This window comes from Paraeggerthella sp. LCP19S3_G8 (assembly GCF_052119225.1).
Classification (GTDB): Bacteria; Actinomycetota; Coriobacteriia; order Coriobacteriales; family Eggerthellaceae; genus Paraeggerthella; species Paraeggerthella hominis.
Genome location: NZ_JBQKFQ010000006.1, coordinates 176,159 through 193,732 on the forward strand (window position 1 = coordinate 176,159; position 17,574 = coordinate 193,732).

12 protein-coding genes are annotated in these 17,574 nt (G+C 54.9%); 4 read left to right on the plus strand and 8 right to left on the minus strand.

Annotated elements, in window-relative coordinates:
• Nucleotides 1-22: 22 nt before the first annotated feature.
• The 4 genes from ACTQZK_RS08720 to rfbB form a co-directional block, all read right to left on the minus strand.
• Entirely contained in the window at nucleotides 23-1,192 is a 1,170-nt protein-coding gene (locus ACTQZK_RS08720; RefSeq protein ID WP_441899369.1) for a glycosyltransferase family 2 protein, read from the minus strand.
• A gap of 169 nt (nucleotides 1,193-1,361) precedes the next feature.
• Nucleotides 1,362-3,725, minus strand: a complete 2,364-nt coding sequence (locus tag ACTQZK_RS08725) for a glycosyltransferase family 2 protein (RefSeq protein WP_441899371.1) — start codon at nucleotides 3,723-3,725, stop codon at nucleotides 1,362-1,364.
• Between the two features lie 18 nt (nucleotides 3,726-3,743).
• Nucleotides 3,744-4,337 carry a dTDP-4-dehydrorhamnose 3,5-epimerase gene (gene rfbC / locus ACTQZK_RS08730; RefSeq protein WP_441899373.1) on the minus strand — a complete coding sequence of 198 codons (594 nt, stop codon included), beginning with the start codon at nucleotides 4,335-4,337 and terminating at the stop codon, nucleotides 3,744-3,746.
• A gap of 9 nt (nucleotides 4,338-4,346) precedes the next feature.
• Nucleotides 4,347-5,348, minus strand: a complete 1,002-nt coding sequence (rfbB, locus tag ACTQZK_RS08735) for a dTDP-glucose 4,6-dehydratase (protein WP_441899375.1) — start codon at nucleotides 5,346-5,348, stop codon at nucleotides 4,347-4,349.
• Nucleotides 5,349-5,639: 291 nt separating this feature from the next.
• On the opposite strand from rfbB, the gene ACTQZK_RS08740 reads away from it, so the two are divergent.
• The 4 genes from ACTQZK_RS08740 (at nucleotide 5,640) to ACTQZK_RS08755 (ending at nucleotide 10,851) form a co-directional block, all read left to right on the plus strand.
• Nucleotides 5,640-6,416 carry an ABC transporter permease gene (locus ACTQZK_RS08740; RefSeq protein ID WP_114567743.1) on the plus strand — a complete coding sequence of 259 codons (777 nt, stop codon included), beginning with the start codon at nucleotides 5,640-5,642 and terminating at the stop codon, nucleotides 6,414-6,416.
• 15 nt (nucleotides 6,417-6,431) lie between these two features.
• The gene (locus ACTQZK_RS08745) at nucleotides 6,432-8,282 is read left to right on the plus strand and encodes an ABC transporter ATP-binding protein (protein WP_114567742.1); all 1,851 of its coding nucleotides are present in this window, start codon (nucleotides 6,432-6,434) and stop codon (nucleotides 8,280-8,282) included.
• Between the two features lie 63 nt (nucleotides 8,283-8,345).
• Nucleotides 8,346-9,464 (plus strand): non-hydrolyzing UDP-N-acetylglucosamine 2-epimerase, encoded by a 1,119-nt coding sequence (gene wecB / locus ACTQZK_RS08750; protein WP_225748882.1) that lies wholly within the window; start codon nucleotides 8,346-8,348, stop codon nucleotides 9,462-9,464.
• Entirely contained in the window at nucleotides 9,457-10,851 is a 1,395-nt protein-coding gene (locus ACTQZK_RS08755) for a hypothetical protein (protein ID WP_114567740.1), read from the plus strand. The genes wecB and ACTQZK_RS08755 overlap by 8 nt, the downstream gene beginning before the upstream one ends.
• A gap of 22 nt (nucleotides 10,852-10,873) precedes the next feature.
• On the opposite strand, the gene rfbD is transcribed toward ACTQZK_RS08755, so the two are convergent.
• The 4 genes from rfbD to ACTQZK_RS08775 form a co-directional block, all read right to left on the minus strand.
• Nucleotides 10,874-11,779, minus strand: coding sequence for a dTDP-4-dehydrorhamnose reductase (gene rfbD / locus ACTQZK_RS08760; protein ID WP_114567739.1), 906 nt, complete (start codon nucleotides 11,777-11,779; stop codon nucleotides 10,874-10,876).
• Nucleotides 11,780-11,781: 2 nt separating this feature from the next.
• On the minus strand, nucleotides 11,782-12,684 hold the full coding sequence (gene rfbA / locus ACTQZK_RS08765; RefSeq protein WP_441899379.1) for a glucose-1-phosphate thymidylyltransferase RfbA: 903 nt from the start codon (nucleotides 12,682-12,684) through the stop codon (nucleotides 11,782-11,784).
• Nucleotides 12,685-12,825: 141 nt separating this feature from the next.
• A complete protein-coding gene (locus ACTQZK_RS08770) occupies nucleotides 12,826-15,807 on the minus strand; it encodes a rhamnosyltransferase WsaF family glycosyltransferase (RefSeq protein ID WP_441899381.1) in 2,982 nt (993 codons plus the stop codon).
• 49 nt (nucleotides 15,808-15,856) lie between these two features.
• Complete coding sequence (locus ACTQZK_RS08775) at nucleotides 15,857-17,437, minus strand: DUF2142 domain-containing protein (protein ID WP_258552740.1); 1,581 nt, start codon at nucleotides 17,435-17,437, stop codon at nucleotides 15,857-15,859.
• Nucleotides 17,438-17,574 lie beyond the last annotated feature (137 nt).

Consider the following 17,574-nt stretch of genomic DNA (forward strand, 5'->3'; position numbering starts at 1 on the left):
GTGAAGAACAAGCTCGAACCCTTTACTCTCCCCTTATACGACGCAAAGGCGAAGTCAACATGCGGCCAACACGATACGCACGAGAGCCTTCAAAATCTTGGCGTCTGGCGGCAATGCGATCATCCTTTTCCTTGCACGCACGCGACAACTCACCCAGTTCAAGCATTAAATCGAACAATTCCTGTCCATTCGCAGCAGAAAGGACCTCCGCATCGCAAGAGCCAAAGCGCGCATTGAGCAACCCTGTGAGATCTCGAGGCCTATCTTCAGCCACGTGCTCGAGCACTTCCACATACGGCCACGACTCCAAGAGGTAGCGCAAAGCCTCGATCTTGTCGCTATCGGGAACCTCGACGGCCCACCGATCAAACGTATAGCGAAGCATGTGCCGACGCGCAGCCCCATACGTCTCCTCGTACTCGTCGAAACTGCCCTCAGAAATAAGAAACGACTTCATGAGATCAGCGGCAACCGAAAGGCCGCACGTACGGCGAAACGAATCGGCGGTTTGTCGTACGTGCCCAGTGTAGCCCCGTCCGTAATGGTATCGATACAGCGGACGGGATACACCTCGATAGGTTTCCGCAAAGTAGAACAATACGAACGATTCGTAGTTATCCTCCCCCAAGGGTACCGAAACATCCTCCATGGACGAGAACGCCCGACGAGCAAGTTCCCCCCTGTAGGCTTTGTTCCAAATAGAATACCCGAAGGTCAAATTCACGAAGCACTCGTCCAGGATGGAGCGACCGAGCAAGATCCCCTCATACGGCTCCAACCAGCTTTCAAGTCCAGCGATCTCCCCCTGCTCAACTCCACCTTCGTTAACGACAAGCGTCCCGTACTGCAAAATATCGACAGGCCGTTCGGCCAGCAATTGTCGTACAACCTCACAAGCCTCACGGCCATACGAATCGTCTTGGTCGGAGAAAAGCACGTACTCACCGCACGATGCAAGAACACCCCGCCTTCTCGCCCGCGCGCTTCCACGATTCTCAGGCTGCCTCAAAACACGAACCCGCGAATCTCTTTGAGAAAAAGCCTCCAAAGCCTCGAGCGAGCCATCGGTGCTGCAATCGTCAACGCAGATTACCTCAATATCATCGAACGTCTGATCAAGCAGGCTGCCAAGGCACGACTCCAGATAAGGCATCCCATTGTAAACCGGTATTACGAACGAAAATTCGGGCACAGCATGCTCCCAATCCGATACGATAACGATTTGCGAAATTCGCGGTCAACGGCCTCCAGCTCGTCCTCCTCGCGCGACAAGTCATCACGCAAGACTTGAACAGTTCTTCGGGCGATCGCAAGAGAAACGTCCACGTCCTCCGCCAAGCGGGCCGCTTCAACATCCACGGTCAGTCCTTTCTCAAAGCGAAGTAGCAGCTATCTTTCGACAGGTTCGGATTCAGGTACGGATCCGAACCCTCGAAGAACTCAGACCATCGGGAGCGCAAAAGATCGGTTTCCTTTTGGACCCTCTTCATGCGTTCGCCGCGCATATCACGCCCCCGAGATGAGAACTCGTAATGGTTCATGCGCGCATAAGGCGTGCAAACCACACGATAACCCGCACGAATCGTCTTCAGGCAAAAGTCGACATCATTGTACCCAACCGTGAAGTCCTCGGTGTATCCCCCAACACGCCCATACACATCGCGCCTCACGAGTTGACAAGCACCAGTCACAGCGGACAAGTTTTGAGGAAGCCTTGCCCGATCGAAATAGCCACCCGCATCAGGGGGAAGAGACGTGAACAGATGCGCAGCTGCACCCAACAGACCCACGCCCACGCCCGCATGCTGAACGGTTCCATCAGCATACAGAAGTTTTGCGCCCACCACGCCCACGCCTTCGTCCTCGAAGTATCCCAGCATAGTTTCAAGGAAATCTGGAGTTATCACCTTGGTGTCGTTATTCAAAAACAGAATGTAAGGGCTATTCCCTTGGGCAGCTCCGAAGTTAACGATCTTCGAGTAGTTGAACTCCCCCGACCAGGTCACCACGCTCACCCGATCATCAAGAGCCTGAAGGTTCTGATAGCATTCGAACGTTTCCGGCTCCTCGCTATTGTTTTCAGCAACGATAATACGATAGTTCGCGTACGTGCACACCTTCAAGATGGACTCAACGCACGCCCGAAGCAAGTGCGCATGATCCTTGGTGGGAATGACGATATCGACCCTTCCCCAATCCCGCGGAGCATGAACAACGCGATACGCAAAAGGCATGTCCGTGCGCTCCACTGAAGCTTTGAACCCTATGCGGTCACAGTGAGCCTCCACGGCGCGCGAGCCGGCATCCTTCGCATATGTCTTGCTTTCCGGATTCATGCTGGTCGACGCCTCGTGCATGCGCCAATGGTAAAGCACTCGGGGAACATGCGCGACTCTTCGCGCGCGCTCGACGGCACGCAAGGTGAAATCGTAATCTTGCGCGCCGTCGAACAGGCCATCCATAAGACCAATGCAAGAAACGCACTTGCTGCTTACGCACAGAAAATGCGTGATGTAATTGTGCGCCCTCAAGAGCTCCGGAGAGAAATCTGGCTTGAAAAGCGGCGCCGAGTGCCGACCCTGCGCATCGAAGCGATCTTCGTCGCAATACAGAAGATCCGTATCCGGAAAAAGATCGACAATGTTCGCATACTCGTACAAAGCATCCGGAGAAAGAGCATCGTCGTGGTCGAGGAAGCAGATGAAATCTCCTCGAGCGGCTTCTATGCCAACGTTCGTATTTTGAGCAATCCCGCCGTTCTCCACCTCGAGCACAACAGCTCGCTCGTCTTCGATCGAGGAAATTCTGCGAGCTAGCGATGAGTCATCCGGAGACGCATTCACCAGGATAAGCTCCCAATTCCCGTAGCTTTGGCCCCGCACCGAATCATACATGGCGTCGAAAAAGGCAATCGGCGTACGGAACAGGGGCACGACGATGCTGAACAGCGGAGGACGATCGAAAGAACGGCGCGCCTGTGCACGGAGGTCGTCTTCGCTTGCACGATGGTCCTCCCACCACGCATGGTACGAGGGATCATGCATCGCATCCATTGAAGCGTCCAAAAACCCGCCGCGCAAAGCGGCGTACGTATCGTCGAGAAGAGCGCACCCGCCTGGCTGGCTCGAACCGTCTTCGACCGCGGCGGTCAGACACACCTTATGATCGCCAATCGGCAGTCTCAAAGCAACCGTAATTCGGCGGACTGCACGGTTGCGCTCGTCCACCGCGTCCTTGCAATCCTCCATGACGATATGCCTCAGGTCCGTCTCAGCACCAACCGCATCTAGAACGTTTATGCATATCCGCGCATCTTTAGAAACCGAGTCCGGCACATCAACACGAGCACGCACCACAGCTTCCGACCCATCCTCGACCACTTGAATAAAACGCACATTCAAGCACCGTGCGAACTCTTCAAGATCGCAGTCCCTCAATCGCAAAGCTTCGGTTCGCCGCAATGCGTACGCCAGCTTCGAACGCAGCTTCAATTCGGTAGCGCCCATCTTGAAAGACCAGGAGCGATCACCCGATTCAACGACGTAGAATGACGACAGAACAAGCGGGAACACAATCGCACACGTTTTCTTACCGAGGGAAACCACCGATGCAGGAAGCATTCGTCCCTCGGCTGTGCTTACAAGAACGAGGTCGCGAGCAGTAGCCCCCGCGACCTCGATGTAAGCCACGCCGTCACCGCGACAAGCGCGCACTACCTTAACCATGCAAGAACCTTTCCGCGGCTATCCGCGCAAATCCTTCAAGGCGGCATTCACCTTGTCTTTGTCGCTCAGCACCACTTTGGACGGATCGAACACCTCGTCACCCTGGAGCGCCGGCCAGTCGATCCCGACCTCCGGATCGTCCCACATAAGGCCGCCCTCGTCTCCCGGACGGTAGACGTCGTCGCACTTGTAGCAGAACTCCGCCGTCTCGCTCAGCACCAGGAACCCGTGCGCGAAGCCGCGGGGGATGAAGAACTGGCGCCGGTTCTCGGCCGACAGGACCACGCCCTCCCACTTGCCCCAGGTGGGGCTGCCCGGGCGCAGGTCGACCGCGACGTCGAACACTTCGCCGGACACCACGCGCACGAGCTTCGACTGCGGATGCTCGATCTGGAAATGAAGGCCCCGGAGCACGCCCTTGGTCGACGAGGACTGATTGTCCTGCACGAATTCCACGTCGATGCCGCCCGCCACGAAATCGGGACGCTTGTACGTCTCCATGAAGTAGCCGCGAGCGTCGCCGTACGACTTGACGTCGACGATCTTCACGCCTTCGATGGACGTGTCGGCAAAGGCGAAGTTGCCGGATTCCACGATATTCCCTGCTGCCATGCCGTCCCCCTACTGCCCAAGCTTCGCGTACTTCGCCTCGGTGGCCTCCTTGGCGGGGCGCCACCAGGCCTCGTTGTCGCGGTACCACCGGACGGTGTCGGCCAGGCCCTCGGCGAAGTCCGTGTGCTTGGGCTCCCAGCCCAGCTCGCGGCGCAGCTTCGAGGAGTCGATGGCGTAGCGGCGGTCGTGTCCGGGGCGGTCGCGCACCCAGTCGAACTCGTCGGCGGGGCGGCCCATGCCCTCCAGAATGGCGCGCAGCACGTCGATGTTGCTCCTCTCGCCGTCGGCGCCGATCAGGTAGGTCTCGCCCATGCGGCCCTTCTCGAGGATGGTCCACACCGCGCTCGAGTGGTCCTCGGTGTGTATCCAGTCGCGCACGTTCAGGCCGTCGCCGTAGAGCTTCGGCTTGACGCCGCAGATGACGTTCGTGATCTGGCGCGGGATGAACTTCTCGACGTGCTGGTAGGGCCCGTAGTTGTTGGAGCAGTTGGATATGGTGGCGCGCACGCCGTAGGTGCGGTGCCACGCCCGCACGAGCATGTCCGACGACGCCTTGGTGGAGCTGTACGGGGAGCTGGGGCGGTACGGGGTGTCCTCGGTGAAGCGCGCCGGGTCGTCAAGGGCGAGGTCGCCGTACACCTCGTCGGTCGAGATGTGGTGGAAGCGCACGTCGTGCCTGCGCGCGGCCTCCAGAAGCGTGTAGGTGCCCTGCACGTTCGTGCGGACGAAGGGGGCCGGGTCGGCGATGGAGTTGTCGTTGTGGCTCTCGGCCGCGAAGTGCACGCACGCGTCGGCGCGTGCGAACAGGCCGTCCACCAGCTCGGCGTCGCAGACGTCGCCGTGGACGAACTCCATGCGGTCGGCGGGGATGCCCGCGAGGTTCTCGCGGTTGCCGGCGTAGGTGAGCGCGTCCAGGACGATCACGCGCGCCTCGGGCCGGTTCTCCACCACCCAGTGGACGAAGTTGCTGCCGATGAAGCCGGCTCCGCCGGTCACGAGATAGGTTTTCATAGCCATCCTTATATACGACTGTACGTGCAATTGCCTCAAATGCATAAGATTATAAGCGCACAGCCCGCCAGCGTCACCGTTTCCATGCAAAGTGCTTTTATGCAGGGTGCTCGCCGGACGCCGGCTGCCTAACGCGACGAGGCAAATCAAGGCCACGCGGCCTTTGGTGCCTCCGATGCGTTGCGCGAAAGTAATGAAAACACCAGAGACCTCCCTGCCACGTGATATCATTCAGGGATTGCGATTAATTGGACGCAATTCTGAAGTGAAGAAGAGAGGGCTCGAACCCGAATGAGTTTTTCCAAAGATTCGCTGCAGCGCAACATGTTCATACTGAAGTCCCTCGTTTCGAAAGACTTCAAACTCAAATACCGCCGCAGCGTGCTGGGCGTTGCCTGGTCAGTGCTCAATCCCTTGCTTATGATGATCGTACTGGCGGCAGTCTTCTCCGTCGTGTTTCGCGGAGGAGTCGAACCTTTCCCCGTATATCTGATTCTCGGCATGACGTTGTTCACCTTCATGTCAGACGCCACTTCGGGAGCCATGGGATCAATCATCGATTCTGCGCCCCTTATCAAGAAGATTCGCATCAACAAAATGCTCTTCCCGCTTGAGAAGGTCGTGTTTGCGCTTCTGAACTTTGCCATATCGCTTGTTGCCGTAGCCATCGTCATGGTGTTTTTCCGCGTGGTGCCCACGTTCAACATTCTACTCCTGCCCGTGCTCCTCACCTACTTGTTCATGTTCAGCTTGGGACTCGGTCTTCTGCTTGCCGCTCTTTCGGTGTTCTTCCGAGACATTATGCATCTATGGAGTGTCATTCTGACGGCATGGACCTACGCCACGCCGCTGTTCTACTCCATCGACATCCTTCCCGAGTGGATGGTTCCCGTCATGCAGCTTAACCCCATGTACTACTACGTTAGCTATTTCCGCGATATAGCTATGTGGGGCGTCACGCCGGGTCTTATGGACAACCTCATTTGCTTCGGCTGCGGAGCAATCGCTCTTTTGCTGGGAGTCCTCGTATTCCGCAAGCAGCAAAAGAAGTTCATCCTGTACGTTTAGAGACGAAGGTGCACCATGCCCGAAAACGTTAACACCTCTGCCCTGTCGATCGGCGACTCTGAAAGCATTCAAGCAGACGACAATCGCCAAACCATGATCAAGGTTGATCACGTGTCGATGATCTTTAACATGGCATCCGAACAGTTGAATAGCTTGAAGGAATATGCTATCAAGATCGCCCGCCGTGAATTGTTCTTCGAAGGGTTCACAGCGCTCGACGATATATCGTTCGAAGTGAAGAAGGGCGATGTGTTCGGCATCATAGGCACGAACGGATCGGGCAAATCGACGCTCCTCAAAATCATTGCAGGCGTTCTAGAGCCCACCAAAGGCTCATGCGAGATCAATGGCAACATCGCCCCGTTGATCGAGCTGGGAGCAGGCTTCGACACGGAGCTTTCTGCACGAGAAAACATTTACCTCAACGGAGCGCTTCTGGGCTACTCAAAGAAGTTCATCGACGACCACTTCGACGAGATTGTCGAATTCGCCGAAATCGAAAAGTTCTTGGATATGCCGCTCAAGAATTATTCATCCGGCATGGTTGCACGCATCGCATTTGCCATCGCCACCGTTATCGTGCCGGAGATTCTGGTCGTAGACGAAGTCCTTTCTGTAGGCGACTTCATGTTCCAGAAAAAGTGCGAGGATCGCATCAATGAGCTGATCGAGCGTCACGGCGTGACCGTTCTCATCGTGTCGCACAGCAATGCGCAGATCGAGCGTATGTGCAACAAGGCGATATGGATTGAAAAGGGCCATACCCGCATGATAGGCGACGCCGCCACCGTCTGCCGCGTCTACGGTGGCCTAGGCGGGCGCACCGGAAGCCCCGAAGCCGAGCGGCGCGTGTTCGAAGCGCTGAGCAGCACAGCCGGCAAAGCACTCCAGCAGAAAGATCTTGCATCAATCGACGGAGACAGCCTTTATGGAACCGCAGTCAGGGCCGCTGTTCGGGGCTGGGGCGAAGAGTCCGTCGACATGGTGACGCTCGTCTGCGATGCAACCCATGTAAACGCCATCGCGGCTTGCGGGTTCGCCGGGGCGAAGAACGCGCCCGTGCTACCCGTTAGGTCTGACCATCTTCCGGAGATCATAGAGCAATATCTCTCCAGCAAGAGACCAACCACGATATTGCTTCTCGATAAGGATCGCAATTCGGAAAACGTACTGGAGCAGGTCTCGTCTTTGCCGTGGAAACCTAAAGTCATCTATCTTCCCAAGCGCCCCGGATCGCTGAACCTGTCGATAGAGCTTCTGCAACTTGGAGCCCAAAGCAGCCTATGGGGGGACACTGCCCTGATTGCTGCTTTCGAAGATAATGCGAAAGCATTTTGCGCCGCGCCGCTTTCGTACGGAATTCGAGCACCCTTCTTTGTGCTTACGGGAGAGGAGAAAGATCGAGCAAGCGATCTTTCTCGAATGCTCGTAGAAGAGGGTATTCACTCCATCTTTGCCGTTGGATCGATCGCAAGCCATCCTCTTTGCGCCAGCTTGTCCGAGCAGGGAATCACCGTCAAAACGCTTGCCGACGAAAACAACGAGGAGACGGTCCTATCCATCGCCCAAGCGGTCCTGGACGAGTCCAAGAAGCGCAACGCCTGTGCACCTGTAGAAGTATGCGTCGGCTCCCAAACCCTCAGTCAATGGCCAGAGCTGCTCTCGATAATCGGATACGCAGGAAAGACGAGTGCGGCAATGCTTTTGGAAGACCCCACAAACCTCGAAAGTGTCTCTTCCTGCATGATGTTCATGGAGCGCAACCGCAAGACTATTAGCGGCATTTCGTTTTTTGGTGGGGAATCGGTTCTGGGATCCACTGATCGAGAGCTACTCTACCACGCTTGGAAGCGTTCAGAATCCTGATCGGCTCCTAAACATCCAGAGCGGACCAACGCACTGCAACGCAACCTGCAGAAAGGACACCTCATGCGCGTACTATCGATCTTCGGCACGCGACCCGAAGCCATAAAAATGGCTCCTTTAGTCAAGAAACTTGAGAGCGAGCCATTGATCGACAGCGTGCTTTGCGTGACGGGTCAACACCGAGAAATGCTGGACCAGGTACTCGAAGCGTTTCACCTCGAACCCGACTTCGATCTAGCCGTCATGAAAAGCGAGCAAACCCTCAGCTCCATTACTACAGGGGTGCTTTCGGGCATTACCGACACGCTCGAAACAGTGCGCCCCGATCTTGTCTTGGTTCATGGAGATACCACTACCAGCATGTCTGCAGCCCTCGGGGCCTTCTATCAGCAAATTCCCATAGGACATGTGGAGGCTGGGTTGCGTACGCACAACCGATACTCTCCTTTTCCTGAAGAAATGAACAGGAAACTAATATCGGCTCTTGCTACCTTTCATTTTGCACCCACCCAAAAAAACAAGGATGCGCTATACAAAGAGGGCATAGTCGACCGAGTATGGGTTACGGGAAACACAGCTCTTGACGCGTTCGCGTACACTATGCGAAACGACTACAAATTCAACTGCGCGGAGCTTAATCGAGTAGATTTCTCTCGCCCAACGATACTCTTGACAGCCCATCGCCGTGAAAACCTAGGGGAGCCGCTCAGAAATATATGTAGCGCAATACGCAACGTCTGCGCTCAGCGCCCCGATGCTCAAGTCGTCTATCCAGTTCACTTAAATCCCTCGGTGCAAAATACGGTTCGTGAAATCCTAGGAGACCTTCCCAATGTTATCCTGGTGAACCCTGTTGATGTAATCGACATGCATAACCTGATGGCACTGTGCAGTTTTGTAATGACGGATTCGGGAGGCCTTCAGGAGGAGGCTCCTTTCCTGGACAAACCCGTTCTAGTCCTAAGACGAGAAACCGAACGCGAAGAGATCATTGAAACCGGAGCCGCCATCCTCGTCGGAACGGAAACGACCACCATAGAGATCGAGATGAAAAAACTACTCGACGACAAAAAGCTCTATCAGGCAATGGCTGCCGCCGCCTGCCCTTACGGGGATGGACATGCAGCAGAACGCATCGTGAAGCATATTCTGAGCGCAACATCAGGAGGAATGAATGCCTAGAGGGAACTACTTCCTGCAAGACATCATCGCCAATGCAGACATTATCGAGAATACGGTCAATCAAGAACGAGCGAGCTCGCGCAAGAAAGCTTTTGGTCTACATCTAAATCAGCGGAGCATCCAAGAAGCCGAACGCAATGACAAGCTCATAGAAGCAATGACCCGATGCGGAAACATACGCCTCATGTCCACCCGTATGGAAGCAACGGCTTGCGAAGCAACCGAAGAGGCCCTAAGATCATATCTTTCACTGCTACTGAGTACCGATCATTTTACAGGGCGACCTATCATCTGCGTTTTCGCCCCTATGTTCAACAGCGGGAATGTCACGGATGGTTATTACCGACGCATCAAAAACATCGACTCCCTTTTTCCTGGCAAAGCCTTACGAATACACTTTTACCCAAATCCGCAGACTCACTGGGCATCAGCAAGAATAGTTGATCAAAACCATATCCTTATCGAATATGAGCAAGCTCATCAAGTGAAAAACCTATTCGAATCGATAGCCCAAAGAGCGCGATTCATCTACTGTCACAGCATTCATTGCTTTGATGCCGATTTGATCAATGATTACAACGGCGAGGTTGTCTTGGACCTCCATGGAGCAGTCCCCGAAGAAGAGCTTGCACTCTTCGGAGATGAGGAACGGGCTCGAGCATTGGAAAGAGTCGAAAAACTAGCCGTATCGCGTGCTTCGGTTATGGTAGCAGTTACAAACAGCATGGTGAGGCATATCCAAGAGAAACATCCCGAGGAAAGCAGTGGCGCTGAATGCTTAGTTATGCCGATTTTCGACATGGACAACTCTCCCGTAGCGCCAATCGAGAAAACCGCTTGCGTACCTCCTACCGTCATATATGCAGGAGGTACGCAAGCGTGGCAACTATTCGATGAAATGATTGATGCGATAGAGTCTCAGCCTAATCTATGCCAATACAGACTCTTTCTTCCCGACACTTCCGAGCTAAGCACCCGATGGAGCGATCATTCTGAACCCGCAATGCTAACAGTCGGCACAAAAAGTCCCGAAGCCCTTCGCGAAGAATACCTTACAAGCGATTTCGGGTTCATACTCCGAGACAGCTCCACTGTGAACAAGGTAGCCTGTCCAACGAAGCTAATCGAATACCTCTCATATGGAGTTATCCCTATTGCAAAAAACCCGGATATTGGAGACTTCAAAGACGACGGGATGGCTTATCTGGCAATTGAGGATTTTCGAGCTGGAAAGCTCCCTTCGGCCGCCGAGCAACAAAGCATGCGCGAAACCAACTATCGCGTAATCACGGTTCAAACAACCCGTTTTTCACAAGCCAAGAAAACTCTCACCGCTCTTTTTAATAAGCTAGCACAGAACGAACGTCTCGAAAAACAAGATCAGTGAGTTAAGAGACGACAAAGGAAGGTCATCCCCCTATCCGAAGCAATCGTTCCAGATAAGTCGCGAGCGCCTCGCGCCACGGACGCATATCGTTTCCGATCGTGTCCTCCAGGCGCTTGTTGCGCAAGCTCGAGTACGCAGGACGATCCGCGCTCTGGGGGAAGCGCTCCTTGTACTCGGAAGACGTCAGCCCCTCCTTCTCGCACGGGATGCCGGCGCCGTCCACCACCGCACACGCGAAATCGAACCATGAGCAGGTGCCCTCGTTCGTGCAGTGATACGTGCCGTAATTCTCGGTCTGGGCGATACGCAGGATCTCGTACGCCAGGTCGTTGGCGGAAGTCGGGTTCCCGAGCTGGTCGGCCACGACGCTGATCCTGCCGCGCTCGCGCGCGAGGCGCATCATGGTCTTCGCGAAGTTGCCGCCGACGTATCCGTAGAGCCAGGCGGTGCGGACCACGAACGCGCGGCTGCAGGCGTCGGTCGCCAGAACCTCCCCCGCCCACTTCGTGCGCCCGTAAGCGCTGATGGGTCCCACCGGATCGCCTTCCTCGCGCGGCTCGGGGTCGTCGCCGGGGAACACGTAGTCCGTCGACACGTGCACGAGTTTCGCCCCGCAGGCTTCGCACGCGCGCGCAAGGTGCTCCGCTCCATGGGCGTTCACGCGGTAGGCGCCCGCCTCGTTCTTCTCGCAGCCGTCCACGTTCGTGACGGCCGCGCAGTTGACAACCAGGTCGTAAGGCCCGCGCTCGGAGAACCAGGCGGCCACGGCGGCCCCGTCCGACACGTCGAGGGCGTCGTAGTCGACGTACTCCGCGCTCGCTCCCGCGTACGCCTCCGGGATCGGGCCGATCTCGGCGCCCATAGTCTCCAGGCAGCGCCTTATCTCGTTGCCTAGCTGGCCGCTGCCTCCGGTCACGAGAATCCTCATGCCTACATCGCCTCCTTGTGCGGGACGATCTTCCCCTCGGCGACCTTCCTCAGATGCTGGCCGTAGACGGACTTGCCGTACTTCGCGGCGGCGTCCAGAAGCCGCTCCCGGTCGATCCAGCCGTTCTGGTAGGCGATCTCCTCCACCACCGACACCGACAGGCCCTGGGAGCGCTCGACGGCGCGCACGAACTCGGAAGCCTCGAACAGGCTCTCCATGGTCCCCGTGTCCAGCCACGCGTAGCCGCGCCCGAGCGTGACCACGCTGAGGGAGCCGTCGGCGAGGTACATCTGGTTGAGCGTGGTGATCTCCAGCTCGCCGCGCTCGCTCGGCTCGACCTTCTTGGCCAGCTCGCACACGCGGGAGTCGTAGAAGTACAGGCCCGTCACCGCGTAGTTCGACTTGGGGTTCTCGGGCTTCTCCTCGATGGAGACGGCGTTGAAGCCCTCGTCGAACTCCACCACGCCGAAGCGCTCGGGGTCGTCCACGTGGTAGCCGAACACGGTGGCGCCGCCCGTGGTCTCGGCGCGCTCGACCGCGGCGCGCAGATGGCGGCCCAGGCCGTTGCCGTAGAAGATGTTGTCGCCCAGGACGAGCGCGCAGCTGTCGCCGCCGACGAACTCCTCGCCGATGACGAACGCCTGCGCCAAGCCGTCGGGCGAGGGCTGCTCGGCGTAGGACAGGCTCACGCCGTAGCCCGACCCGTCCTTGAGCAGGCGCTCGAAGTTGGGCAGGTCCTGGGGCGTCGAGATGATCAGGATCTCGCGGATGCCCGCCATCATGAGCACCGACAGCGGGTAGTAGATCATCGGCTTGTCGTACACGGGCAGAAGCTGCTTGCTCGTGACCGTGGTCAGCGGGTACAGGCGCGTGCCCGACCCGCCTGCGAGTATGATGCCTTTCATGACCAAACCTCTTTCAATCGAAAACACATCTAGTATACCGTTTCAGCAAGCGTCGCCTATTTTCTCCACCGATTTGCCCACAAGCCAACCTATACCGAACCACTGCTTAATCCAGACGCCCACGCGAACCCGACAAGCCCCTTAGTTCTCGTCTATAAGCTTCTTAATCTCTTGAATGAACGGAAAAAGATCGCGATTTGTCAGGTACCCCGGACGAACGCGACCACAGGGCACTTCGCGTTCGAACGAGCTACACACCTCCTGCAGCGAAGCAGCTATTTCACCAGGAGTGGAACGAGCCAGAGAAACCACGCTCTCACCAAAGTCCGACAGATCTTTTCCGGAATACTCATTCGTAATCACACGCACACCAAATGCCGCCATCTCGAGCGGCGGATAGCTCGGGTGCGGCGACACCATAAGAGAAATGCCCGCGTATGATTCAGCCAACAGCTGAGCATATTCCTCGATGGTCAGCTTTCCAACCGAGGTCAGGTAGCGACCATGCCCCAAATAAACCGGGGCATGCTGTTCCCCGGCGGAAACAATCTCCCATAAACCATGGTCCTCTTGGAGATCGATCCAACGACGGAGGGATTCTACGACAAGCTCGAAAGCATTTCTGTCAGTTCCGGGACGTCCGTACACCATGATCTGACGACGCTTCCCTACTTTTCCGCCAAGCTGGTCCAATCGCTCAAGAAGCGATCCATTCAAGAACGGATCAAAAACAAACGAGTGCTTAAACTCATATCCAAGAGAATCGAAATGGCCCTTCAACTCCCGTGAGTTAAAAACCGCGACAGTGGGAACAGGGCTCCTATACGTCGATTCGGCAAGCAAGTAACGCGACGACCAGGCGTAGAATCCAGGTTCGTAATCTTGGATAAGATATATCATCGGATTCTCAAGAAAACACCCATCCTGCTTCTTGAGTCGCTCACATTCATCCTGATAGCAATATGCAGACCACCAAGAAGTACACACGAACCAGTCCTTAGGAGAAGCGGGCATTGTTTTGCCATTTCTTCTTCCTATGGGCACAATCTGTAATCGCGCATCGCTTTCCTCATCCATTGAAACGAACTCGTACCCAGGAAAACGAGAAAGCGACTCCATGCGCGGTTCGCTGTCAATCACAAGGATGCGAGCGTCCACCCCCGTTTCCGCCACCAGACGATCAAAGAAACTGAGCGCCGTCGCAATACCGCCATACACGTCCTCTGCATTAATCGAGGGGACGAGCAGGTTTATACGAGGACGATCACTCGACACTCTTCTAAAGTTCATAGCACGCGTTTCGAGGATGTCCGTCGAATAACAATCGAGCGCCGCACGACGCAGTTTCTCCCTACGCGACACCACCTTCGGAATGCACGAGCCGTAGTCCAAGTTTGAATTGTAATACGGATCGCCCGCAGCAACATATCTACGATACATAGCTTTCGATAAGCTGAAATCGACTTCCGGAATATCCTTCGGGTCACGAGTTTTCGACTCGTAATGAGTCAGAACCACGCCGGGAAGGTACAGGTTTCGAAGACCATTGCGCTCCGCGCGAAGACACAAATCCACGTCGCTTCCGCAAACGACAAAGTCTTCATTGAAGCCCCCGATGCGCTCCCAGGTATCCCTTGAAAACGCCATGCAAGCACCTGTCACAGCCGAAACATTGCGTGCTACCATGGGCGAAATGAACGGATTACCGCAATGAACGGGAGCTGCACCCTTGTACACATGATCAGCCCAGCCGCCCATTCCCACAACAACACCCGCATGTTGAATGGTTTCATCAGGATAAAGCAAAAGACCCCCGACTACCCCGATGTCTTCGCGGATGCAATTCTCGACCAACCGGTCGAGCCAGTCCGCAGATCTAATTACCACATCGTTGTTCAAACAGACAAAAACATCTCCGCTCGCTTCTTCAATCCCCTGATTGTTCAACTTCGACCAATTGAATCGATACGAAGCATCAATGACCGAAACGTTGCCGAATTCCTGTTCGAGCGAACGAAGGTATGCCTTTGTCTCCGATAATTCCGAATTATTGTCGAGAATCAGTATTTCATACGAAGGATACTCTGTTTTATCGAAAACACTCTCGATCGCAGCCCTCAGATCATCGACATGATCCTTCGTAGGGATAATAATGGAGACTTTTGGCTTGTCGCGCAATTCGTAACGCACGTCGTACACATATAGCGAATCGGTTTCGCATGCACAGGCTTTACCCTCCCCCAACGTCCTATCCAAATGACTCTGAACAGCATGAAGGCCTGCCGTCTGCGCATACGGTTTCGAATCTGGGTTAGCAGCGGTAGACGTAGGCAATGCCCGCCACGAATAAAGGATCTCGGAAATATGCTCTATCCGACTCGAGCGCTCGACAAGACGTAGGAGCAGGTCGTAATCCTGGCTTCCGTCGAATTCCGGGCGAAACCCTCCGACCTCCTCGAACAAAGATCGCTTAAACCCAAGCAAATGCCCAACATACATCTGCGACAACAACAGATCAGGCGACCAGTCAGGCTTGTGCAGCACGGCGAGCCTCGTGCCATTCTCGTCCACGACATCATTGTCGCTATAGACAACATCCGCCTGCGTAGTCGATAGGCGAAGATAGAACTCCAGCAAAGCGTTCGGAGCAAGAAGATCATCATTATCGAGCAGCACCATGTAATCGCCGTCAGCCATTCGTGCTGCAGCATTCGTAGCATTCGATATACCACCATTGCGATCGAGCCGCATTACCTTCACTCTGTCGCTTTCAACCGAACGAAGGTAAGACATCACGGAATCGTCAGTAGAGCAATCGTCGACAATGCAAAGCTCCCAATTGCCGTACACCTGCTGTTCTACCGATTTCACAGCTTTCGAGAGCCAGCGTACGTCAACATTGTAAGTAGGCATAAGAACAGAGAACTTGATACCGCCGCCCGCGCTACCCGGCTCGCCAAAAACAAGCGGAATTGACTCGTCCTCAAGAACAACTTCCTGGTACAAACGCTCCCGAAGTCCCACAAAACCATATTTGCCCAAATACCCCAGAGCCTTGACAACGCTCTTTGGCTGCTTCACGGAAAGCCTGGCAAGGGTTTTTACTTTTTCGATTTTTCCCACCGACAATCACCTTTCAACGTCGCCATCGATATCCGAGAAGCAAAAGCCATCAAACCCCGACAGCGATAGAGAACACTCGAGCCATGTAAGCGATGTTCAGCGCGAGCAAACCATACACAAAAAGAAAGCCAGTCGGGACATCTATTGACACGTGCCGGCTTCTAGCCGCAACGAGAGCCATCGGGAGCAGGGGAAGGAAGTATCGACCCTGAACACCTTGAATAACCCTCTCGCTTACAAACGTCCATCCAACCGTCATCGACAACATCACAGCCAGCCAACCGGCTATAGCGAGGACCGCGAAAACGACGCGATGGACCCCCGGAACCAACGCACGATCATCTTCGCTCCTTTGGGCGGAAACGAGTAGCGCAAAAAATAGTGGCAGAGTAATGAACAACGGAGCGTGGATTTCGGGCTGAAACCACCCTAGAGAGCCACCTACCAGAGTGTCCAAATAAAAGGGGCCCATGGCATCAAAAGTTCTCAAATAAAGAAGAACGGCATCGAGAGGATCGGACAACATGCCAGAGAGACTATAGAATGTCCCTTGCTCTTCCCCTCGAACATCCAGCCCGGCCGAAACGGAAGATCCCACATCAGCCATCTGAAGAAGCGTAGCCATCCGCGTACCCAAAACCGCGACAAGTGAGCAGGCTATCACGATCGACTTGTACAGCAATGCAGAGCGCCTCGAAGCAAAGCGCTTATTAGGGATAAACAATACCAGTAAAGCGATAACCGTGTACACAACCTTACAAGGAGCCAAAAGGGCGGCCACAATGACAAGGCCCACTTTATCATGGCGCTTCATCTGACCTTCGCCGTACAAAGCCCTGAAGCACAACGCCGTAAGCAAAAATGCCAGCCCTATGATGCCAGCATCGTATGAATATGATGACACTACATGCAGCGTCATCGGCAGCAAGCCCACAACCATCATCGTGTTTTTTCCAACAGGCGTGATACGAACTGCACAGTATGCCAATAAAGCAAACATCATCATATTGAAAAAGCGACCCAGATAAAACAACGGATAGCTTCCAAGATTAAGCAAGCTAGCTAACACGATCCCCAAAGCTGACGGCAACTTGATGTAAGGAGGATTCGCACCCCAGTCAAAAACCGACCTGGGGGTGAAGGAGACATAATCAACCTGTCCAGCAAACAGGACAAAGTTACGTGCCATCATGTCGTACTTCTCATACCCCACCGTTTGAGACTCATCCATGGCCCGAAGGAGCTGGGCGTCATCTGCCCTCATCGGAAGATTATCCGAAGTAGGGCCCAAAAACAGAAGCTGGTCTGCCATTTTGTACGAAGCCTGAAAATGATAACTCTCATCGGGAACCGTGCCAGGCGCAAATACAAGCGAGTACAACAACCCGCAGCATATTATGCTCAGCAGAAAAAGCGTTTCAACCTTGAGCTTACCTTTGGAACGTAGAATCTGAGAAGCCGAATATACGACACAAACCAACCCAGCTGAGACAATCGCAAACGCAAGGGCAATACGAGAGTCGCTGAAAGAAAAGCAGTACAAGGCATGAACCGCCAACGCAACGATAACTCCACCAAGCAGCATATCGGTCTTATGCATCTGAACAAAACGCATCAGCACTTTAGCCATCATCCTCGCCTCTAGAAAACCCTGCGTACTCCCGGCACGCCCTTTCAACCAAGAGCATCTCCGCCAAAAAAAAGGAATTGCTACCAGCTCCAGCAAAGTGCCATTCTCTCATACTAAACGTTAGCTACCGCCACCAA